20 protein-coding genes are annotated in these 21,242 nt (G+C 46.1%); 8 read left to right on the top strand and 12 right to left on the bottom strand.

Going from position 1 to position 21,242, the window contains the following annotated elements:
• The first annotated feature begins 128 nt into the window (after window positions 1–128).
• Both F7R24_RS03615 and F7R24_RS03610 read left to right on the top strand, forming a co-directional pair.
• Entirely contained in the window at window positions 129–1,022 is an 894-nt protein-coding gene (locus F7R24_RS03615) for a ZIP family metal transporter (protein ID WP_151669889.1), read from the top strand.
• Window positions 1,023–1,122: 100 nt separating this feature from the next.
• On the top strand, window positions 1,123–1,761 hold the full coding sequence (locus F7R24_RS03610; protein WP_151669888.1) for a DUF938 domain-containing protein: 639 nt from the start codon (window positions 1,123–1,125) through the stop codon (window positions 1,759–1,761).
• On the opposite strand, the gene F7R24_RS14640 is transcribed toward F7R24_RS03610, so the two are convergent.
• From F7R24_RS14640 to F7R24_RS03595, 3 genes are read right to left on the bottom strand one after another with little or no spacing between them, the layout of a single operon-like run.
• Entirely contained in the window at window positions 1,758–1,958 is a 201-nt protein-coding gene (locus F7R24_RS14640; protein ID WP_206057465.1) for a hypothetical protein, read from the bottom strand. The genes F7R24_RS03610 and F7R24_RS14640 overlap by 4 nt on opposite strands.
• Window positions 1,939–2,685 (bottom strand): N-formylglutamate amidohydrolase, encoded by a 747-nt coding sequence (locus F7R24_RS03600; RefSeq protein WP_151669887.1) that lies wholly within the window; start codon window positions 2,683–2,685, stop codon window positions 1,939–1,941. The genes F7R24_RS14640 and F7R24_RS03600 overlap by 20 nt, the downstream gene beginning before the upstream one ends.
• 5 nt (window positions 2,686–2,690) lie before the next feature.
• A complete protein-coding gene (locus F7R24_RS03595) occupies window positions 2,691–3,500 on the bottom strand; it encodes a transglutaminase-like domain-containing protein (RefSeq protein WP_206057464.1) in 810 nt (269 codons plus the stop codon).
• A 192-nt stretch (window positions 3,501–3,692) separates the two neighbouring features.
• Here F7R24_RS03595 and F7R24_RS03590 point away from each other — a divergent pair, with 192 nt between their 5' ends.
• The 6 genes from F7R24_RS03590 (at window position 3,693) to F7R24_RS03565 (ending at window position 13,228) form a co-directional block, all read left to right on the top strand.
• On the top strand, window positions 3,693–4,697 hold the full coding sequence (locus F7R24_RS03590) for an efflux RND transporter periplasmic adaptor subunit (protein WP_151669886.1): 1,005 nt from the start codon (window positions 3,693–3,695) through the stop codon (window positions 4,695–4,697).
• The gene (locus F7R24_RS03585; protein WP_151669885.1) at window positions 4,694–7,774 is read left to right on the top strand and encodes an efflux RND transporter permease subunit; all 3,081 of its coding nucleotides are present in this window, start codon (window positions 4,694–4,696) and stop codon (window positions 7,772–7,774) included. Before F7R24_RS03590 ends, F7R24_RS03585 begins: the two co-directional genes overlap by 4 nt.
• Before the next feature lie 150 nt (window positions 7,775–7,924).
• Entirely contained in the window at window positions 7,925–9,115 is a 1,191-nt protein-coding gene (locus F7R24_RS03580) for a thiamine pyrophosphate-dependent dehydrogenase E1 component subunit alpha (RefSeq protein WP_151669884.1), read from the top strand.
• Window positions 9,108–10,085: an alpha-ketoacid dehydrogenase subunit beta gene (locus F7R24_RS03575; RefSeq protein ID WP_151669883.1), complete on the top strand. Its 978-nt coding sequence runs from the start codon at window positions 9,108–9,110 to the stop codon at window positions 10,083–10,085. The genes F7R24_RS03580 and F7R24_RS03575 overlap by 8 nt, the downstream gene beginning before the upstream one ends.
• Window positions 10,086–10,111: 26 nt before the next feature.
• On the top strand, window positions 10,112–11,377 hold the full coding sequence (locus tag F7R24_RS03570; RefSeq protein ID WP_151669882.1) for a 2-oxo acid dehydrogenase subunit E2: 1,266 nt from the start codon (window positions 10,112–10,114) through the stop codon (window positions 11,375–11,377).
• A 15-nt stretch (window positions 11,378–11,392) separates the two neighbouring features.
• Window positions 11,393–13,228: a protein kinase domain-containing protein gene (locus F7R24_RS03565; protein ID WP_151669881.1), complete on the top strand. Its 1,836-nt coding sequence runs from the start codon at window positions 11,393–11,395 to the stop codon at window positions 13,226–13,228.
• 12 nt (window positions 13,229–13,240) lie between these two features.
• On the opposite strand, the gene F7R24_RS03560 is transcribed toward F7R24_RS03565, so the two are convergent.
• The 9 genes from F7R24_RS03560 to F7R24_RS03520 all read right to left on the bottom strand — a co-directional run bounded on the left by F7R24_RS03560 (window position 13,241) and on the right by F7R24_RS03520 (window position 21,213).
• Window positions 13,241–14,089 (bottom strand): alpha/beta fold hydrolase, encoded by an 849-nt coding sequence (locus tag F7R24_RS03560; RefSeq protein WP_206057463.1) that lies wholly within the window; start codon window positions 14,087–14,089, stop codon window positions 13,241–13,243.
• Between the two features lie 7 nt (window positions 14,090–14,096).
• Window positions 14,097–14,696, bottom strand: a complete 600-nt coding sequence (gene paaY / locus F7R24_RS03555; RefSeq protein ID WP_151669880.1) for a phenylacetic acid degradation protein PaaY — start codon at window positions 14,694–14,696, stop codon at window positions 14,097–14,099.
• Window positions 14,697–14,734: 38 nt separating this feature from the next.
• Window positions 14,735–15,664 (bottom strand): electron transfer flavoprotein subunit alpha/FixB family protein, encoded by a 930-nt coding sequence (locus F7R24_RS03550; RefSeq protein ID WP_151669879.1) that lies wholly within the window; start codon window positions 15,662–15,664, stop codon window positions 14,735–14,737.
• The gene (locus tag F7R24_RS03545; RefSeq protein WP_151669878.1) at window positions 15,661–16,413 is read right to left on the bottom strand and encodes an electron transfer flavoprotein subunit beta/FixA family protein; all 753 of its coding nucleotides are present in this window, start codon (window positions 16,411–16,413) and stop codon (window positions 15,661–15,663) included. Before F7R24_RS03545 ends, F7R24_RS03550 begins: the two co-directional genes overlap by 4 nt.
• A 31-nt stretch (window positions 16,414–16,444) precedes the next feature.
• Window positions 16,445–17,365: a branched-chain amino acid ABC transporter permease gene (locus F7R24_RS03540; protein WP_420812979.1), complete on the bottom strand. Its 921-nt coding sequence runs from the start codon at window positions 17,363–17,365 to the stop codon at window positions 16,445–16,447.
• A gap of 77 nt (window positions 17,366–17,442) precedes the next feature.
• On the bottom strand, window positions 17,443–18,330 hold the full coding sequence (locus F7R24_RS03535; protein ID WP_151669876.1) for a branched-chain amino acid ABC transporter permease: 888 nt from the start codon (window positions 18,328–18,330) through the stop codon (window positions 17,443–17,445).
• Window positions 18,331–18,406: 76 nt separating this feature from the next.
• Complete coding sequence (locus F7R24_RS03530) at window positions 18,407–19,618, bottom strand: ABC transporter substrate-binding protein (protein ID WP_151669875.1); 1,212 nt, start codon at window positions 19,616–19,618, stop codon at window positions 18,407–18,409.
• A gap of 99 nt (window positions 19,619–19,717) precedes the next feature.
• Window positions 19,718–20,440, bottom strand: a complete 723-nt coding sequence (locus tag F7R24_RS03525; RefSeq protein WP_151669874.1) for an ABC transporter ATP-binding protein — start codon at window positions 20,438–20,440, stop codon at window positions 19,718–19,720.
• Window positions 20,440–21,213: an ABC transporter ATP-binding protein gene (locus F7R24_RS03520; protein ID WP_151669873.1), complete on the bottom strand. Its 774-nt coding sequence runs from the start codon at window positions 21,211–21,213 to the stop codon at window positions 20,440–20,442. The genes F7R24_RS03525 and F7R24_RS03520 overlap by 1 nt, the downstream gene beginning before the upstream one ends.
• Between the last annotated feature and the right edge of the window lie 29 nt (window positions 21,214–21,242).

Below are 21,242 nucleotides of genomic sequence, written 5' to 3'. Positions count from 1 at the left end.
CAAAGAGAAATGATTAATAGTTTAAGACAAACGTAACAATAAAATCATTTAAATGGCGAATACACTCCCAGTAGATGATACTAATACTCATAAGCAATGAATGAATCAACCAAAAACTGAGGCACCTGATGAACATACCGTCGCTCAAATCGTCTCGCCACAGTGGTTTTCAACCTTCGTTTAGTAAGGTTTTTGGCTTACTTATTTTAACCGCAAGTGTGGCGCTGCTGCTCTATCAACTCGGTGTTCTTTTAACAACACGAGAGGTCGTCAGACATGCTTTTTATGCGGGCATGGTGGCTGCAGCTTCGACTGCAATCGGCGCGGCTTTCGCAGTGTTCACCAAACAGATCACCAATCGTATGCTAGATACTCTCATGGGGTTTGGTGCTGGCGTCATGTTAGCTGCAAGTATTTTTTCACTGATACTTCCCTCAATCGAAATCATGCAAGAACAAACCTCCTCTATGGTGATGGCATCTAGTAAAGTAGGTTTTGCTTTATTGCTGGGTGCTGCTGTCATGCTATTGATGGAAAAAGCAGTTCCTCATGAACACTTTTTTAAAGGCACTGATGGTCGCGCTAGTACTCGTTTGCGTCAAAGTTGGCTATTTGTGCTTGCTATAGCATTGCACAATATTCCCGAAGGCTTAGCCATAGGTGCGGGTTACGCTTCAGGTGATGGTCACAGTTTAGCAATCGGTATTGCTATTCAAGACATGCCTGAAGGATTCATTGTTGCAATGGCGCTAATTGCCGCGGGCTACTCTAGACTCTTCTCTATCACTATCGGTGTGTTATCAGGTTTAACAGAACCGATTATGGCGATCGTTGGAGCGACCATGATGGAAGTCAGCACGGCCATGCTCCCTTGGGGATTGGCAGCTGCCGCTGGAGCGATGCTATTTGTCATCAGTCATGAAATCATTCCTGAGTCTCACAGAAAGGGGCACGAATTTTTTGCAACCAACGGTTTAATGCTAGGCTTTGTATTAATGCTAATTCTGGATACGGCCATTTGATGAAAAACTAGTCTACAATAAACGCATTAGTAAAACCTCACAGGGAAGTGACCACTATAATCTTGTTTTACTAATGCATGCTTAATAAAGGGTTAATATAATGATAACTATAGACCTACGCCTCTATGCCCCAGCAGTGACAAGAAATCGTGAGCCTATTTTGACGGTTCTGAATGATCATCTTCCAAATCCAGCTCATGTGCTTGAAATAGCATCAGGAACCGGAGAACATGCGATTTATTTTTCTGAACACTTGGGACAAGTTCACCTGTGGCAACCCACCGATATTGAATCCTCCTCATTGAAAAGCATCGAAGCTTGGCGAGAACATTATGAGGATAATGAACGAGTGACTTCCAAAGTCGTCAGATCTAAGTATTTAGACGTGACTGCAAAAGGTCCCCATATTGATCACCCCTGCAACGTCATTGTGGCCATTAACCTTTTACATATTTCCCCTTGGACTGTGACCGAAGCCTTGATGAAGTTTGCTCAACATCATCTACCTGCGGGAGGATTGCTTTATCTGTATGGCCCTTTCTGGCAACAAGGTGAAACACCGGCAGACAGCAATGTTCACTTTGACTCTACGCTGAAAAAACAAAATAGTGCTTGGGGAATTCGAGATTTAGACACTGTCTTAGAAGAAGCTCGCAAGCATGGATTATCAAAAAAAGCGGTGATAACCATGCCTGCGAACAATTTATCGGTGATATTGGAGTGCATCAACCCACTTTAAGTCTGTTTTTCTACTACCGAGCCAGTACTAACAACATCAGCCTCTGGCACAACGCCTAGAGCTACGTCAGTGTGCGGGTCTTCCCAACCAGTGATCATGGTTTTAATGTGAGCTAACGGCGTATGACCTAGGGTTGCTAATGTGAAAGGTCCTTGCAAGACTTCAAATTGACTAGGATCAGCTGTGATTAAGTGCACTCACGATGCGATGCGCCCATTGCTTGGCCGCTTGCTCACCCACGAGCTGATCTTGTCTCACTTCAATCATGGCATGATCCAACCCGCGTTTAACAGCATGCTCAATCAAGGTGAAATCAAATTCCTCATCGACTTCATAGGGTTGATGATAGCCAATACATAGCTGTTTATTTTGAGTCAGTCCAGCATGGAGTAAATCCGTTAACTCTGCTTTTCCCTTGAAAGATAAACCGATGTGCCAAGGGCGAGCTGAGTCTTTCCCTGACTCAGCCAGCGCTGGACTAAAACTATGGATACTTAACAGTTTTGTGACTCTATCTTTTCGCTGGTCAATTACCGCATTAATCGCTTGATGGTAAGGCGTAAAGAAGGTATCGATGCGCTGTTGACGCTCTTTATGAGTCAGGTTTTGATTTGCCGGTACTTTAATCCCATCACTGATCGGCGCAATAAGCTGAGGACTGATAAGTGCACGATTACAATCTATCACGAGTCGAGAATAGCCGCTCATGATCAGCGTGGCATCAAGAAGTTGTGCCAAAGCTTCAGCCACTTTTGCGGCACCAGGATCCCACGCAATATGATCATGTAATTGTTTAGGAGTTAAACCTAAGTCATTTAGAATCAAAGGAACTTTGTTAGATGCATGATCGCACACTAGCAAATAATCGCTTTGCCCTTCCGGATTTATGACACTAAATACTTCGGTTTCATCAGAACGCAACAATAGCTTTACTCCACTTGATCAGTCCAAACTCTGAAGGACTTTAATACGTTAGGACCAAATACATTACTGAGCGGCACATCGGTCGCATCTCGCCCTTGAGCCATCAACAAATGTGCAACTCTTGGATGATTATGGCGTGGATCAAAGGTATACCATTTACCATCTAGATAAGCTTCAAACCAAGCGGAAAAATCCATCGGTGCGGGTGAATAAGGTACCCCGATATCACCAAGATAACCGGTACAGTATCGCGCAGGAATATTCATACAGCGGCACAGTGTAATGGCCAAATGAGTATAGTCTCGACACACACCGGCACCTTCATTGTAGGCATCAAAAGCAGTTTTCGTTGATCGTGAAAATTCGTAACCAAACTTGATGTGATTGTGGACAAAATCACAAATGGCTTGCACTCTAGGCCAACCCATTGGGGTATTACCAAACAAAGACCAGGCTAACTCAACCATACGATCCGTCTCGCAGTAACGACTACCCAACAAATAGACCAGTGTATCTGTCGGTAGATCACACACTTCATGTTGTCTAGCGTTAATGTTTACCGGGTCTCTTAAGCCTGTATCCTTCACCATGGCATCCGTTGAAATACGAATTTCTCCGGCAGGAGCCGTAATTCGACTACACCAATTGCCAAAACCATCGCGATAAGCCGTAATCGGCACTGACGGTGAAGTCACGATATGATCCGGAATTAAAATATCGGATGCACGCGTATAGTGTAAATTAAGTAGTAGTAACATGGGCGTTGGCTGAGGACATTCATAAACCAACTCATAACCGACACGAATTTTAATCATAAGATCCCCTAGATTCGTTGAATAATGTTTTCTAAGGGGGCACACCCAAAGGGTATTTTTTATTCAAAATTTATCATTTCACACTTTTATTTATCTCAATCTAACATTACCAGAGCAAGAACCCAATGAACTGTGATACAAATATTGTTCGTATAGGAAGTTCCACGATCCATTGATAGGTTAAGGGGTTATATGCGTCACTCTATACTGATGACTTTTTTTATAAGCAGCGCACTAAGTATCGTGCCTCTCGCCTTAGCTGAAGAAGCAGTACCCAATTTCACTACCGCACTGATGTCAGAGATACAGCAATCTCGACAACACCGTTTTGCGGCGTCAGTCATTACCCTAAATGACACTCAACTTGCGAGCGAATTAGCGACAACCGTTTTGGAGTTTTTTGTTCGCCCTGGCGATCGTGTTGCTCAAGGACAGGCACTGGTTTCTCTGGACTGTCGTGATGCAGAGGATCAACTTAACCTTCTAAGCTCTCGCTTATCAGAGACGCAAGCAAGCTTAACTCAAGCTCAACGCTTAGCTAATCGGTTAAGCTCTTTGCGTGAACGTCAGTTAACCGATAATCTATCTGCAGAAGATGCACAAAGTGAAGTTGCACGACAACAATCTCGTTTAGCGGCCATGAATACGGAAATTCAGTTAGCTAAGCGCCAAATCGATCGTTGTACTGTTAAAGCACCTTTTGAAGCCGCCATTACCGCCCAGCATGCGGGTGTGGGTGAACGAACATCGCCAGGCTCGCTATTACTGTCGTTACAGCAACTGAGTGATGCAGAAATTGAAGTAACCCTTCCGGTCAATCGCTTTGATTTGCATGGTGGCGTAAAGGCTGAATTTGAACTGGGAGATGACCGCTTTCCAGTTGAATTGATTCGACAATCCCCTGTCATTGATACACGTAATCGTAGTCAAAAGGCGTGGTATCATGCACCTGAATCTGTAACGATTGGTAGCTCTGGAACCTTGATTCTTACAGAAGCTCAGCCGCTTATTCCGGCTGAGTATATCGTTAGCCGGTCAGGGCAATTGGGTATCTTTACCCTATTGGAAAATGAACTCAGTTTTTATCCTTTAATCGATGCTCAGGAAGGACGCCCCCACCCTGTACCCAGTGAATTGGAAAATGCACAGATTGTCATCCAAGGACAACAGTGGCTTCAGGTGGGATCGGCAGAATGATTCGAGCGCTACTTCGCAATACAGTTCTAGCTAACCTTGTTTTTGTATTAGTGTTAGTCATAGGGGCATTATCCTATCAAATGCTGCCACGCCAGCAAGATCCGACCATTAACTTTAACTGGATCGTGATTGTCACCGCTCTACCCGGTGCCAGTGCAGAAGATATTGAGATGCGCGTTACGCAGCCAATGGAAGATGCGCTGCGTAAACTGAATGATGTCAATTTTGTCTCCAGCACATCCCGTGTAGGTCTTTCGAACATTTTGGTTCGCTTTCGTGATCTTGATGAGCGCACCTTCGATAAACGCGTTAACGACCTAAGACGAGAAATTCAAAGTAAGCGTAGTGAACTGCCACGCGATATTGTCGAGCCAATGATTCTTGAAATCACCAGTGCCAACGCCTTTCCTGCTGCCACTATTGTGGTTCAGGGTATGGATAATGATGAGTCATTGCGAAGAATGTCCTATCAACTGCAACGTGATTTAGAACAACTTCGTGGCATAGATCGTATTGACACACTCGGGCTCAACGATCCTGAAGTTCAAGTAAAGCTGGATTTCAATCGATTGGCCTCGTTAGGTGTCAGCCCTGTTCAAGTTGCCGATATGATTGCTATGCAGTGGCAGGATCTTGCGGCGGGTAAATTGACGGTATCCAATCAACAGTGGTTAATTCGTCACATAGGACAATCACCCGATCCGGAAGCGTTGGCCCGCCTTGAACTGCCAATCCAGACTGGTGAAGTGTTACTTGAAGAGGTCGCTAGCATTCAACGTGCTCGCCAAGATGCGACGCAAAAAGTCCTTTTTGAACAGCAGCCCGCCGTCATGATGGCGGTAATGAAAGACGCCAGTGCCAATACCTTAGAACTGGTTGAAACACTTGACCAATACCTAAACGACTGGAACCAACTTAATTCCTCTCAAGGTATCACCGCCATTTTAGCGGATGATCAAACCGAAACCACGCGAAGAGCGATTGAAATCATGCAATCCAATGCTCTTCAGGGGTTGTTATTCGTCTTTGCGGTGAGTTGGCTGTTTTTAGGATGGCGAATCGGTGTCTTGGTTGCCTTAGCGATACCCTTCTCGTTGACCGGTGTATTTATTTTATTGAGAGCGCAGGATGAAACACTCAATCTCACGGTCTTATTAGGCGTCATTATTGCACTAGGCATGCTCGTGGATGTTGCGGTGGTCATGGTAGAGGCAATGCATCAACGCTTGCAGCGTGGTCTCGATTCGATTGAGGCCGCCCTAGGAGCTATGCAGGAAGTTGGCTGGCCTTTATTGGCTGCCATTATGACGACAGTCGCCGCTTTTCTTCCCTTGATGCTGATGCCTGGTATTTTAGGTGATTTTATGCGCGTCGTGCCTTTAGTGGTGACCTTTGCACTGCTATTTAGTTTAATTCAAGCTTTCTGGATGCTGCCATCTCAAACCAAACTATTGCAATCAGACCCTGCCTATCAGCAACACCGCATTAGTCAACGTGAACGTATCATGATGCGTTTAAGAAATCTCTATGGACGAATTCTTGTTCGAAGTTTCCGTCATCCCTGGGTTACATTACTGCTATTGTGCGGAGCTTTTTCATCAGCAATCTATCTGTTTGCCAGTGAACGGATTGCCACCAACTTTTTTGCAGCGGACACTCTGCAAGTTTTCTATGTCAATGTTGAAATGCCAGCAGGATCAACTCTCGATAACACCTTGGAGGCAACAAGACAGGTTGAACTCTTATCAAGAGAATTGATAAAGCCTGACGAGCTTCGTTCTATGGTGACCTATGCGGGTCAGATATTTACCGAGACAGAACCCTTATTGGGAGAGTCTTACGGACAAGTTTTTATCAGCCTTACCTCACGTCAGAACAATGGTCGAAGTGCGGACGATATTATTCAAGAACTTCGCGATCAACTCCCGCTACTAGCGCCTGCTCCTGCTCGAATTAACTTGTTAAAACTTTCCGGCGGACCTCCAAGCTCGATGCCGATCAGCATCAAAGTACGTGGTGATGATTACACCCTCATTCAGAAAGCGGTCGATGATTTAACCGCCATCTTACAAAGCATTAACGGTGTGACAGATATCAGCAATGACGCCTCACCCGGTGCGCAACAACTGGTCACTCAGTTAAACCTGCCTGCCATAAGTCGTGCGGGTCTGGATCCTGTCACCGTCACTCGAACACTTCGTATCATGACCGATGGTGAAATTGTTGCACAGATGACAGATCGTGGAGAACAAGTAGACCTTCGCGTGCGTGCCCCTTCAACCAGAACAGATGATATTCGTCAGTGGCTAGATACCTTAATAGCAACGCCGAGCGGTCAATTGATTCCGTTAAGTGAACTGATTCACATTGAGGTTAGAACCGGCTTTGAAAGTTTGCGTCATTACAACTTCAGCCGCGCGATTACCCTTGAAGCGAATTTAGATCGCGATCAAATCGATACATTGGAAGCTAATCAGCGCATCCAAGATGCCTGGCAACTCATCGCAACGGAGCATCCGGGCATTAACCTAGACTTCTCTGGCGAGCTTGATGATATACAAGAATCCTTAAGTGCACTAACCCTATTGTTTATCTTAGGTGTTGGCCTGATGTACTTAATTCTAGGGGCTCAATTCAAAAGCTACTTTCAACCCTTTATCATCCTACTGACCATTCCTATGGCATTTACTGGGGTTGCTTATGGTTTATGGCTAAGCAACAACCCGCTTAGCCTCTATACCCTTTATGGATTAGTCGCGCTATCAGGCATTGCTGTAAACTCTGCCATCGTGTTAATGGCAGCCGCTAACAGTCGGCGCTCAGCAGGCATGAGCGTGCAACATGCCATCGTTTATGCAGCAAGAAGACGCTTGGTACCTATCCTTATCACAGCCGCCACCACCATGGCTGGCTTAATGGGGTTAGCCTTGGGGCTAGGTGGAAAGTCATTGATCTTTGGTCCCGTCGCAACCGCAATAGTGTGGGGCATTAGTGTATCCACACTGTTAACTTTGTTTACTATTCCATTGATTTATAAACTAGTTACACCCAAGAAAAATATTAATCTATTAGATTAGCGTAACCAGATCTACCGCACTTGGTTGAAAGCTTCTTTACAACAACCGGTTAAGAAGCTAATTTTAACCTTGTAAAGACAGTGATCCTGTCTGAGACGATAGCTATTGACACAATCAGTAGATATTACAATAAAAACAAGAAGGTTTATTATGACTGATAAACGTGAGACGGCTGCACTGATCGTGCATGAGCCGGCATTCTATGATGCAACATCGCTGCAAATTCCAACCCTAAGAATCCTCCGAGAAGACGGCACCCTCTACCCTGGCGCTTCGCTTCCCGAAATAAACCAAACGCTTGCCTTAAAAATCTACGACACATTTTTATTCATACGTGCCCTAGATGAGCGCTTATTAGCGTCGCAACGCCAAGGCCGAATCAGCTTTTACATGACGGAAACTGGAGAGGAAGCGGCTGACATTGGCAGTACCGCAGCCTTGGCAGATGACGACATGATCATGGCGCAATACCGTGAACAAGGCGCGTTAGCTTTTCGTGGATTTACGCCCGATCAGTTTATGAATCAGCTCTTTTCTAACGAAAAAGATCTTGGCAAAGGCCGACAGATGCCGATTCACTATGGGTCCAGCGAGCTTCACTATATGACCGTCTCTTCAACCTTGGGCACACAACTTCCTCATGCCACTGGGTATGCCTTTGCTCTGAAAGCCCAGCAAAAACCTAACTGTGTGTTGTGTTTTTTTGGTGAAGGCGCGGCCTCTGAAGGAGACTTTCATGCGGCTCTCAACATGGCAGGCGTGTTCAAAGTTCCAGTGATTTTTTTCTGCCGCAACAACGGTTATGCAATCTCAACACCCGCACATGAACAGTACGCAGGTGATGGCATTGCGCCTCGTGGAGTGGGTTATGGTCTTAAAACCATTCGTGTCGATGGTAATGACGTTTTTGCTGTGCTCAAAGCCACTCAAGAAGCACGTAAACTGGCGGTAGAACATCATCAACCGGTGCTAATTGAAGCCATGACCTATCGTTTGGGTGCTCACTCCAGTTCCGATGACCCCAGTGGTTACCGCAATAAATCGGAAGAGGATACTTGGCGAGCCAAATGTCCGGTGATGCGCTTAAAAAACTGGTTAATTCATCAACATTGGTGGGATGAAGAACAGGATAGCCAACGCAAGCAGTTTCATCGGGATGCCATCGTGGCAGCCATGAAAAAAGCGGAAAAGCTCCCCGCCCCACCCCTTAATGATCTGTTCACTGACGTCTATGACGCCCTACCTTGGCATCTTAAAGAACAACAGGCTGAACTCGTTTCACATCTGCGTAAATATCCTGACGCCTATCCTAAATCAGCCGGGAGGTTAGGTGATGAGTAAGATGAATTTATTGCAGGCGATCAATAACGCCTTAGATATTGCACTGTCCAGTAATGAAAAAGCCTTGTGCTTCGGTGAGGATGTAGGACATTTTGGCGGCGTATTTAGAGCCACCAGCCACCTTCAAGAGAAGTACGGCAAGCATCGTTGCTTTAACACGCCACTGACCGAGCAAGGTATTGTTGGTTTTGCCAATGGTTTAGCCGCCCAAGGGATGACGGCGATTGCGGAAATTCAGTTTGCCGATTATATCTTTCCGGCCTTTGATCAGATCGTCAATGAAACGGCTAAATTCCGATATCGTTCAGGTAATGAATTTAACGTGGGTGGCATCACTATTCGCACTCCCTACGGAGGTGGCATCAATGGTGGTCATTACCATTCACAGTCTCCTGAAGCCTATTTTACCCATACCCCCGGCTTAAAAGTGGTGGTGCCACGCAACCCAGAACAGGCAAAGGGATTACTGTTAGCCGCCATTCGCGACCCCAACCCAGTTATTTTCTTTGAACCCAAACGCATCTATCGTGCTTCTGTGGGCGAAGTGCCCGACGAGGATTACCAACTTCCCTTGGGTAAAGCCGAGGTGGTTCGTGAGGGCACGGATATCACCTTGGTGGCTTGGGGCGCTCAAATGGAAGCCATCGAAAAAGCAGCCGATCTTGCCGAAAAAGATGGTATCTCCTGCGAACTGATCGATTTACGCACATTATTGCCTTGGGACAGAGACACGCTGGCTGAGTCCGTTAAAAAAACGGGACGATTGATTATCAACCACGAAGCGCCCAAAACTTCCGGTTTTGGTGCAGAAATCGCGGCAGCTATTCAAGAAGCCTGCTTTTTGCATTTGGAATCACCCATATTGCGTGTCACCGGTCTGGATACCCCCTTCCCGCTTGCACTGGAGAAGGAATACTTACCGGATCATCTGAAAACCTATGAAGCTATCATCACGAGCATCAATTACTAATTTGCCGATTCAGTTTGGAGTAAGCCATGAAAATTGATTTTATCCTGCCTGATATTGGTGAAGGCATTGTTGAGTGTGAGCTGGTCGAGTGGCGCATCGCAGAAGGTGAAACCATCACAGAAGATCAACCTGTTGCGGATGTTATGACCGATAAAGCCTTAGTCGAAATCACCTCAATGTATAACGGCGTGATCAGTAAACTCTACTATCAGCAAGGGGATATCGCTAAGGTTCACCAACCCTTATTTGAGATAGAAGTAGAGTCTGAACAAGACGCCATCGAAGAAACCGTAGAAACAATTGATACAGAAACCGTAGGTACACCGATCAAACAGTCTAAGCCAGCGAGCACCAGTCAATGCCCACTCGCAACTGCTAATGCTGTTGGTAATAAACCGATTGCCAGCCCAGCCGTTAGACGCCTCGCCAGAGAGATGCAGTTGGATCTGAAAGCCGTTGAGGGCAGTGGCAAAAACGGCCGTATCTACAAAGAGGACCTTCAACAACATCTACAGCATCATGCTCAAGCAAGTAACGACACCAACATTAATTCGAATGAAAAAGTGACGCCAAGTCAAACGGATACTGTGAATAAAACCGAGAGCATCAAAGGCATCAAGGCTCTGATGGCCAAACAGATGCAAGATTCGGTAAGCAGTATTCCTCACTTCACTTATGCTGATGAACTGGATGTCACCGAGTTAGAAGCAACTCGTGATACTTTAAAGCCAAGTTTTGAGGCGGAAGGTTTACGCTTGAGTCTGATGCCTCTGTTTATAAAGGCACTCTCGCTAGCTTTACAGGAACATCCTTTATTGAACAGCCGTGTTAATGAAGCCTGTACCGAAATCCTCTACCAAGAGGATCACAACATCGGCTTTGCGGTGGATACCCCATCGGGTCTGGTGGTACCCAATATCAAGGGCGTGCAACATCTGACGCTGTTAGACATTACCCAGGAAATAAACCAACTGATAGAAGCAGCTCGACTCGGCAAGCTGACCTCTCAGCAGATGAAAGGTGGCACCATTACACTATCCAATATCGGTGTGATAGGTGGAACGGTGGCGACACCCATTATCAACAAGCCGGAAGTGGCTATCGTAGCCTTGGGTAAAATACAAAAGTTGCCTCGCTTTGATGAAAACGATCAGGTGGTTGCACGAAAAATCATGCAGATCAGCTGGTCTGGTGATCATCGTATTATTGATGGTGCCAGCATGGCGCGCTTCTGCAATACTTGGAAAGCTTACTTGGAAAACCCAATCAGCATGTTAACCAAGCTACGCTAACAAGGTCTTTTGGTGATGACGCGCCCTTTGCTGCAGCAGTTTTATATCAATGAGGAACAATCCATCTATCTGATGAGCCATGAAGATGCTCAAAAGATTAAAGACTGGGTGCAGCTCTGTATGGATCAGCTCAGATTACTGGGATTTTCCGATATAGAATTTATCGGCAAGGGCGCGTACGGTTTTGTGTTTGCTGGGCGATCCGACGAAGAATGTGACTATGTATTCAAATTCTCGCGCATCAACCTACCTCAAGCGGTGCAGGATCGACTGGAAGATGAAGCCTGGATGCAAAGCCAAGTGTTACATCATGGCATTCCTGCCGTGAGCGAATACACGGCTATTTCACGTCAATCTGTACTGATGATGGAACGAGCACAAGGGATGGATCTGGAGGCTTTTTCTATTCAGCAAGGCCCCCTTTCACCACGACTGATCATTAAGATTGCCGCACAACTGGTCGAGATTTTAACAACCCTAAGAGCCTTTAGGCTTGATGATCAACCCGCGCCCATCGTGCACGGCGATATCAAACCTTCCAACATTGTCTTTGACCCGATTCGTGAACAGGTCAAACTGATTGACTGGGGTTCAAGTGTGTTTGCTCAACAGGATGCTGATGGCCAGCCGGTCATTGCACCTGGGTTAAGTAGCCTCAGTGAGGATCTTCACACCACCAATGCACGACTCGGTGATGTTTACTTTATCGGTGAAGAACAACTCAACGGTGAACTCAGCTCTCCACGTTTTGACGAGCAAGGATTGGCGGGAACGCTTTATGCACTAGCCTCCGGACAGTCTTGTCGTTATGGTTATGACGCGATTCCGGTCACCGCTCTAGGACTTCCAGAAGCCTTTGCCATCACACTGCAAACGCTGTTGGCTGGCAATGCAGAGGAAAAACGCCGAGCAGGCGATTACTTGATCTCGCAAATGCCTTATATCAAGCGCTGGAGTGTACCCGAATTAGAGCGACCCACTGAGAAACCCCTGATTCCCGTCTGGGTGTTTCAAGAGCAACACAGCATGGAAACGGTGGTTTACAGCTCACGCAAAAGTTTTCTGCGGGAGGGTCACATTGATGCATCGCTCTTGAATGAAATTAATGATGTTGAACTGGAAAAATACTATAAAAACTTTATGCATAGCATGGGCAGTACTGAACGCGCGTTTCTCTGTGCGGTCAGTCGATTAGGCAAATATCCGGTATTAGGTGGATTAGCGATACGCTGGGAAGATAATGAGATCTATATTGATTCTAGCCTTAACTTACATGATTCCCATTTAAAGCAACCTTTTAACCATGCAGTCAATACGCTCGTGACCTTGGCCCGTGCGGTTCATCGTGAAGGGGTGTTTAAGTGCTGTTTTTTTGATGCGAAAACAACACTTCACCTGCACAGAGAACAAGAGTATCAGCGGTTTACTCCTCCCCCTGATATGACCATTGCTTTCGAAGTAACTCAAGCGCCTTTGCAAGAAGACAACAGCCGGAATCACTCTTACTTTGAAGATGGAGAAGACCCCGATGAATTCTTACAACTTCCAGACAGTATTATGCGAGAAATCACTTACCTGAATGAGATACGCCATACCGGATTGATTATATTTGAGGCACTTCCCAAGCATTTAAAAATCCATAACGACTATGTGCTGTTAGATCCTGACAGAACAGCCGATTTCGCTGCATCACTGCAACGGATCGTAGAAGCATTACCCGATATTGAAGGCTTAGGCGTTTCTGGATTTATGAAAATGCCCTATAAAAATACTCGAGAATTTACCCGACAAGCGCGTGTCCCCGATCACTTTTACCCGAAGAACCCTAAAGCAAAAGTGACGGAAAGATAACCCAGTATTTTATCATCCGCCATCTTTAGCGTTTTGCAGAAATGCAGAAATTAGGTTTAACACCGCCTCTGTTTGCTCAGCGTGAGGAATATGACCACACTGCGCAATCGTTGCTTGCTGCCCTCGCCCTTTGACACCTTCGGCAATCCGCACCGACAGACTGGCAGGGCCATACTCATCGGAATCACCATGCATCGCTAATACCGGAGAGGTGATCTTTGACAAATAGGGATAGATCGTCCAAGAACTAAAATCATCCGCTAACCAAGTTTCAGTCCATGCATCTAACACCCAGCGGGTTTTCTCACCATGCCACTTCCTGAGTTTATTAAAGGATTCAGTGTGTGCAAAAAACTGCTTTGCCTCTTCTATCCCCTCTAATAAGCGATCATGAATTTCAACCGGTGCAGCCAAGGTGATGACCGCTTTACACTCGCGAGGATGCAAGGACGCGATTGCGATGGCCATGGCACCACCGACACTGTGCCCAACCAGGCAATAGTGGTCGATATTCAACGCCTGACACAATACTGGAAAAACCACTTCTGCTTCTTCAGTAATAAAGTCAAAAGATGGCAGTGATTGGCGCGGTGTTGATAGACCAAAACCCAATCGGTCATAAGCAATGACAGGACGCTGCAAATGCTCCGCCAGCTGCTGTGGAAAACTTCGCCACTGAGCAACACTGCCTAGGGAGTCATGCAGCAATACCATAGGAACATCTGATTGAATCACCGCGGGCAACCAGGTTCTAACGAATACTTGTCCGCCCGGAATCTCAACAAAACAATCGTTAAGCTGTGGCTTTCCTGCTGAACACTGATCCAGTCGATTATCTGTCATGGTGGTCATATCGTTCATAATGCCTTTAAATCCCACTTGTTTTTTTAGGCTGCAAGCTACCTGCATCAATACGAGGACGATTCTCTTCTACTTCGGATAACGGTTCACAAAGCTCTAAACTTTCATGACAACGCTCGGTTAAGCGCTGATACACAGCCGTACCTTTGCGCTTCCACGCCATTTCGTCATCCGATAACTGTCTGACTACTTTAGCCGGAGCACCGACAATTAAAGAGGCTTCTTCACAGGTAAAATTAGCTTTGACAAAGGCCGTTGCGGCAACAAAAGAGCGCGCAGCAATGACGGCATTGTCCATCACCACAGCATTCATGCCGATCAACGCATCCTCACCCACGATACAGCCATGCAACACAGCACCATGACCCACATGACCATTCTGTTCAATCACTGTGTCTGAACCTGGAAAGCCATGCATCACGCAAGTATCTTGAATATTGCTGCCCTGCTTCAGAATAATGCGACCAAAATCACCCCGTAAACAGGCATTAGGGCCGACGTAACAGCCTGGTCCCACCTGAACATCACCGATCAACACCGCGGTTGGATGAACGAATGCAGTGGGATGAACCACGGGGGTGACTGAATCTATCCGGTAACAAGGCATTGATTTCTCCTAGCTGAACGCATTTTTAAATCACGCTTTCAAATGGCTTTTTCAAATTCAGGAACTGCCTCAAAAAGATCGGCAACCAAACCATAATCAGCAACTTGGAAAATAGGCGCTTCTTCATCTTTATTGATGGCGACGATGACTTTGGAATCTTTCATACCGGCCAAATGCTGAATCGCGCCGGAGATACCGATCGCGATATACAGCTCAGGAGCAACCAATTTACCTGTTTGACCTACCTGCATATCATTCGGAACATAGCCGGCATCGACCGCCGCTCTTGAAGCGCCTACCGCAGCACCTAACTTATCGGCAACTCGGTACAGCATCTCAAAATTCTCGGCGCTGGCGACTCCACGACCACCGGAGACCACTACTTTGGCAGCGGTTAGTTCAGGACGATCTGACTCTGCTAAGGCTTCACTGATAAAGCGAATGTCCGCACTGTTGAAATCATTAGACAGGTTAACAATCTCTGCGCTATTTCCGGTTGCCGAAACGGCATCAAATGCGGTACCACGAATAGTCATGACATGCACTGGCTCAGCAGACTCAACCGTTGCTATCGCATTACCCGCATAAATGGCACGCTTGAAACGATTTGCAGATTCGATCGCTAACACTTCCGAGACTTGATTCACCCCTAACAAGGCGGCCACGCGAGGAAGAATATTTTTCCCAGTCGTGGTGGCAGCCGCTAAGACATGTGTTAGACCCGACGCTTGTTCAGCAACCAAAGGTGCAATATTTTCAGCGAGTTGATGCTGATAACTGGATGAATCCGCTAACAGCACTTTACTCACACCCTCTACCTGAGCGACCTGTTCTGCGACTTGAGCACATGATTGACCCGCCACTAAAACAGCAATATCCCCACCGATTACTTTAGCCGCAGCAATAACACTTAAGGTTACTGGCTTTAGTGTTTGATTATCATGTTCAGCTAGAATCAAAATACTCATGCAATCACCTTCGCTTCTTGACGCAATTTGTCGACCAACTCTGTTACAGAAGACACCTTAATACCGGCACTGCGTTCAGCGGGTGGTTCAACACTGACCAGTGTTATGCGGTTGTTGATACTGATGCCCAACTCATCCGCAGTCATGACGTCTAGCGGCTTTTTCTTCGCTTTCATAATGTTTGGCAAGGATGCATAACGCGGTTCGTTAAGGCGCAGATCCGTCGTCACTACGGCTGGCAAAGTCAGCTGCAGTGTTTGTAAACCTCCATCCACTTCACGGGTAGCGGTTAATTGATCACCCTCAATCATTATTTCAGAGATAAACGTCGCTTGTGGACGATCGATGAGCGCCGCCAACATTTGTCCGGTTTGGTTGTTATCCGAGTCGATAGATTGCTTTCCTAACAAAATCAAACCCGGATCTTCTCGTTTAACGATTTCTGCAAGGATTCTTGCTACCGACAGAGAATCTGGATTATCAGGACCTTCAACCTGAATCGCTCTATCTGCTCCAAGGGCTAAAGCCGTGCGAAGTTGTTCCTGGCAGGCTTTACTTCCAATGGAAACCACCAGCACTTCAGAAGCGACGCCCTTCTCTTTTAACCTGACGGCTTCTTCTACTGCAATCTCACAAAAAGGATTTAGCGACATTTTAACGTTTGCTAAATCAACATCCGTCCGGTCCGATTTAACTCTCACTTTAACGTTGTAATCGATGACTCTTTTGACAGCGACGAGTAGCTTCATCGTCATTCCTCACCCAATATCCTGAATAAGATTATTTGAAGTTCTTTTTATAGAATTTCTGGAATTCACCGACAAAACCGGCTCTAAACATCAATACACACAGAATAAAGATCACACCCAAAATCACGTCCACCCAATCTCCTACTGGACTCTGAGCTAACTGATGTTCCAGGCTGATCACAAAGGTTGCACCGATAACGGGACCGAGTAGTGTTCCTACACCGCCAACCAATGTCATCAAAATCACTTCACCTGACATGTGCCAGTGCGCATCAGTCAATGACGCGAGTTGGAAAACAATGGTTTTGACAGAACCGGCTAGACCGGCCAGTGCTGCGGAAATTGTGAAAGCAACTAGCTTGTAGCGATCAACGTTGTAACCCAACGAGATTGCGCGCGGTTCGTTCTCCTTAATGGCTTTTAACACATGCCCGTATGGGGAATGCACGATACGCTGTACCAACGCAAAGCCAAAAATAAACACGGCAAGAACAAAATAGTACATCGCCAAGTTATTTTGCAGATCGATAAAACCTAGCAGTGTCCCTCTTGGAATACCATGCATTCCGTCTTCACCACGGGTGAAGGGCGACTGCAAGTAAAAGAAGAACACTAACTGAGCCAACGCTAGGGTAATCATCGCAAAATAAATACCCTGACGACGGATCGCGACCACACCAAAGGCAAACCCGAGCAAGGTTGCCGCGGAGGTTGCAATGATAATCGCCATTTCAGGACTAAAGCCGGAATAAGTGGTGAGCAAATAACCGGTGGTATATCCTCCGGTTGCCAAAAAAGCCGCATGGCCAAATGACAATAAACCGACATACCCCAATAAAAGATTAAACGCTATGGCAAACAGGGCAAAACACAGCACCTTCATTAAAAAGACCGGATAGAATATCACTGGCGCGACTAACGCGAAGGCAACCAATACCCCATACAGAATCATGTTTCGACGCGCAGCTCTTTGCTTAGATTCCAAATAGGCTTTGCGAGAATGAGTTTTTATTGCTGAAGTCGACATGATTATGCCTCCTTTCCAAATAAGCCTGCTGGACGTACCAACAAAACAATAACCATCACTAAGAAAATAACGGTGCTAGATGCCTCTGGATAAAACACTTTCGTCAGACCTTCTATGATGCCCATTGCTAGACCGGTAAAGATAGATCCAACAATCGACCCCATTCCCCCGATCACGACCACCGCAAATACAATGATTAAAATGTTTCCACCCATCACAGGGTTAACCGAGTAAATAGGAGCAGCAAGCACACCGGCAAACGCAGCCAACATAACGCCAAAACCATAGGTTAAGCTGACCAGTAGCGGTACGTTGATACCAAACGCCTGCATTAGTTTTGAGTTTTCTGTACCGGCACGCAGATAAGAACCTAGTTTGGTTTTTTCGATCATGAACCAGGTTCCGAAACAGACAACCAGTGCCGCCACAATAACCCAAGCACGATAGTAAGGTAGGAACATAAAGCCAAGATTAACACCGCCTCTAAATACTTCGGGTATGGCATAACGCATACCAGAAACACCATAGATATTGGTCAGCACACCTTGGATAACCAGTGCCACACCAAAGGTCAGTAGCAAGCTATAGATATGGTCTTCATTAGCGATTTTTCGGAGTAAAAAATACTCAATCAAAATTCCAAGCGTACCGACGATTAAAGGCGCAAGGAATAAAGCCACCCAATAATTAATGCCAAGCGTATTAAATAAAACCACTGTGCAAAGAGCACCCAGCATATAAAATGCGCCGTGGGCAAAGTTAATAATCTTAAGCAAACCGAATATAACGGCCAAACCCAAACTTAATAAGGCGTAAAATGCGCCGTTAATCAGTCCAAGCAAAAGCTGACCTGAGAGTACAGCAATAGGTACTCCGAATATCATGCTCATAATGAATATCCCAGTTAAAAATAACTTTCAGTCAAACATGCTGACGGCGCGCTCAAAAATGAGCGCGCCACACAGATTAGTTGTTAACCAGTCTGCATACACTTTCAGAGAGTGGACGGTAAGCCTCATCAGCAGGAATGGTACGAACGATGTTATACAAATCCCATTCGTTGGTAGATTCAGCTGGCGTTTTTACCTGAGCAAGATACATATCATGGACCATACGACCGTCTTCACGAATGATGCCGTTGGTGGCAAACATATCGTTGATTGGTGTATCCATCATGTGACGACGAACGGTTTGGGTATCATCCGTTCCAGTGGCTTGCACCGCATTAAGATAATGCATGGTGCTGGAGTAGATACCCGCATGAACCATACCTGGACGAACGCCCGTTCTTTCCATGAAACGATCAGCCCATGCACGGGTTTCATCATTCATGTCCCAGTACCAACCAGTGGTCAACTGAATACCTTGAGCGGCATCAACACCCAACGCATGTACGTCATTTAAAAAGACGACCATTGCTGCTATTGATTGACCTGATTGAGTCAAACCAAACTCGCCTGCTGTTGTGATCGCATTAATGGTATCAGAGCCAGCGTTGGCTAGACCGACAACATCAGCACCTGAGCTTTGCGCTTGAAGAATGAACGAAGAGAAATCTCCCGTTGGGAAAGGATGACGAACCTTCTGTACAACAGTACCACCATTGTTGGTAACAACCCGCTCAATATCCGCTTCCAGCGCATGACCAAATGCATAGTCTGCGGTCAAGATAAACCAGGACTTACCTCCTTCATCCACAACCGCCTTTGCCGTACCGTTGGCTAAGGGATAGGTATCATAAACATAGTGAATATGGTTAGGCGTACAGTGTTCATTGGTGATACTTGATGCCGCTGAACCAGAGATAATTGCTAACTTATCGGCTTGCTCGATGATGTTAACCGCAGCAAGTGCTACAGAGGTGGCGACCATACCGGCAACCATATCCACACCATCAGCCTCAATCCACTGACGAACCGTACTGGAGGCGACATCGGGGCTATTACGGTCATCTGCACTCACAACACGGATAGAGGCACCGTTCACTTGACCGCCAAAATCCTCAACCGCCATTCTCAAGGCTGTCAGTCCATTGGGACCTGCCAGATCACGATAGGTACCGGACATATCTGCCAGGTAGCCGATGCGTACTTCGTTATCAGAGATAGCGGCTTGAGCAGCACTTGCAATCATTGTTGATGCAACCGCCGCAGTGAGGAGTTTTTTCATTGTTTTCATAGTGTTTCTCCATTGCCATATTGGCTTTTATTTTTGTTGTTAACGTCAAACACGTTTTGTAACTACTTTACTTTCGATTAGTTACAAAGGGTCAATCATTTAAACACCTAGGTAGGTATTTAATAGTTCTTGTTTTTGGTTGAGTTCAGACGCTTGAATTTCTTCAACAATCTGCCCATGCTCCATTAAGTAATGACGATCTGCTAACGGGGCGGCAAATCGAAAGTTTTGCTCAACCAGCACGATGGTCAAACCCTTTTCTTTAAGCTTGATCAACACTTCAGCTAACTTTTGCACAATAACCGGCGCTAACCCTTCGGTAATTTCATCAAGAAGAAGCATATTTGCGCCAGTTCTCAGAATGCGAGCCATGGCGAGCATCTGCTGTTCACCACCAGAGAGACGGGTTCCTTGACTGAAACGACGCTCATACAGATTGGGGAACATGTCGTAAATTTCGTCTAAACTCATGCCACCACTGCGAACGGTAGGAGGTAGCATTAAGTTTTCTTCCACATTAAGACTGGAAAAAATACCACGTTCTTCAGGACAGTAACCGACGCCTAAACGAGCAATATGATGGGCTTGAGTGGCAATTGTTTCACGACCATTGATCATGATTGAACCGGTTCGATGCCCAACCATATTCATGATTGACTTTAAGGTTGTGCTTCGACCAGAACCATTACGCCCAAGCAGCGTCACTAATTCGCCACGACGCACCAACAGGTCGATACCATGAAGAATATGAGATTCTCCATAAAACGCATGAAGATCAGTAATCTTTAATTGTTCATAGTTGGGTTTGATTGCATCGGCCATCAGTGAGCCCCCTCTAAAACATTGGATTCACTGCCCATGTAGGCTTCTTTTACCTGAGGATTTTGAGAAACGGTTTGATAATCACCTTCGGTCAGCACAGCACCCCGCGTTAACACGGTGATCTGATCGCATAATTTGCTGACAACACTGAGGTTATGCTCAACCATCAAAATGGTACGACCGACGGCGGCTTGACGAATCAACTCCACTACCCGATCAACGTCCTCATGACCCATTCCTTGTGTGGGTTCATCTAACAGTACCAGCTCAGGTTCCATGGCGAGCGTGGTCGCCAGCTCAAGGGCACGCTTGCGACCATAAGACAACTCTACGGTAACTGTATCCGCAAAACTTTCCAAACCCACCGACTCAAGCAGTGCGTAAGCACGATCATTGAGCTTATTCAGGGCCTTTTCACTTTTCCAGAAATGAAAGCTGTTACCTTCAAATCGCTGCAACGCCACTCTGACATTTTCCAATGCGGTCATGTGAGGGAAGACTGCAGATATCTGAAAGGATCGAATAATGCCCTTGCGCGCAATCGCAGCAGGCTTCATCGAGGTGATATCTTGCTCATTGAAGAGAATATGTCCCCGAGTCGGAATCAGGAACTTAGTTAATAGATTAAACACGGTCGTCTTGCCAGCACCATTAGGGCCTATTAAGGCATGGATATGGCCTCGACGGACTTTCAGATTAACCTTATCAACGGCTGTGAACCCCTTAAACTCTTTCACAAGATCTCGGGTTTCTAGAACGAATTCAGAACTCATAAGATTGTGCAGCCTCTTTTTATTGTTGT

This window comes from Nitrincola schmidtii (assembly GCF_008973715.1).
Classification (GTDB): Bacteria; Pseudomonadota; Gammaproteobacteria; order Pseudomonadales; family Balneatricaceae; genus Nitrincola; species Nitrincola schmidtii.
The sequence above is the reverse complement of the archived record's forward strand: the minus strand, read 5'-3'. Positions and strand labels throughout refer to the sequence as shown.

What these genes read in the sequence shown, in the direction of transcription:
- F7R24_RS03615 (WP_151669889.1), top strand. Translation starts at nt 129, where the DNA reads ATGAACATACCGTCGCTCAAATCGTCTCGCCACAGTGGTTTTCAACCT.
- F7R24_RS03610 (WP_151669888.1), top strand. Translation starts at nt 1,123, where the DNA reads ATGATAACTATAGACCTACGCCTCTATGCCCCAGCAGTGACAAGAAAT.
- F7R24_RS03595 (WP_206057464.1), bottom strand. Translation starts at nt 3,500, where the DNA reads ATGATTAAAATTCGTGTCGGTTATGAGTTGGTTTATGAATGTCCTCAG.
- F7R24_RS03590 (WP_151669886.1), top strand. Translation starts at nt 3,693, where the DNA reads ATGCGTCACTCTATACTGATGACTTTTTTTATAAGCAGCGCACTAAGT.
- F7R24_RS03585 (WP_151669885.1), top strand. Translation starts at nt 4,694, where the DNA reads ATGATTCGAGCGCTACTTCGCAATACAGTTCTAGCTAACCTTGTTTTT.
- F7R24_RS03580 (WP_151669884.1), top strand. Translation starts at nt 7,925, where the DNA reads ATGACTGATAAACGTGAGACGGCTGCACTGATCGTGCATGAGCCGGCA.
- F7R24_RS03575 (WP_151669883.1), top strand. Translation starts at nt 9,108, where the DNA reads ATGAGTAAGATGAATTTATTGCAGGCGATCAATAACGCCTTAGATATT.
- F7R24_RS03570 (WP_151669882.1), top strand. Translation starts at nt 10,112, where the DNA reads ATGAAAATTGATTTTATCCTGCCTGATATTGGTGAAGGCATTGTTGAG.
- F7R24_RS03565 (WP_151669881.1), top strand. Translation starts at nt 11,393, where the DNA reads ATGACGCGCCCTTTGCTGCAGCAGTTTTATATCAATGAGGAACAATCC.
- F7R24_RS03560 (WP_206057463.1), bottom strand. Translation starts at nt 14,089, where the DNA reads ATGAACGATATGACCACCATGACAGATAATCGACTGGATCAGTGTTCA.
- paaY (WP_151669880.1), bottom strand. Translation starts at nt 14,696, where the DNA reads ATGCCTTGTTACCGGATAGATTCAGTCACCCCCGTGGTTCATCCCACT.
- F7R24_RS03550 (WP_151669879.1), bottom strand. Translation starts at nt 15,664, where the DNA reads ATGAGTATTTTGATTCTAGCTGAACATGATAATCAAACACTAAAGCCA.
- F7R24_RS03545 (WP_151669878.1), bottom strand. Translation starts at nt 16,413, where the DNA reads ATGAAGCTACTCGTCGCTGTCAAAAGAGTCATCGATTACAACGTTAAA.
- F7R24_RS03540 (WP_420812979.1), bottom strand. Translation starts at nt 17,365, where the DNA reads ATGATTCTGTATGGGGTATTGGTTGCCTTCGCGTTAGTCGCGCCAGTG.
- F7R24_RS03535 (WP_151669876.1), bottom strand. Translation starts at nt 18,330, where the DNA reads ATGAGCATGATATTCGGAGTACCTATTGCTGTACTCTCAGGTCAGCTT.
- F7R24_RS03530 (WP_151669875.1), bottom strand. Translation starts at nt 19,618, where the DNA reads ATGAAAACAATGAAAAAACTCCTCACTGCGGCGGTTGCATCAACAATG.
- F7R24_RS03525 (WP_151669874.1), bottom strand. Translation starts at nt 20,440, where the DNA reads ATGGCCGATGCAATCAAACCCAACTATGAACAATTAAAGATTACTGAT.
- F7R24_RS03520 (WP_151669873.1), bottom strand. Translation starts at nt 21,213, where the DNA reads ATGAGTTCTGAATTCGTTCTAGAAACCCGAGATCTTGTGAAAGAGTTT.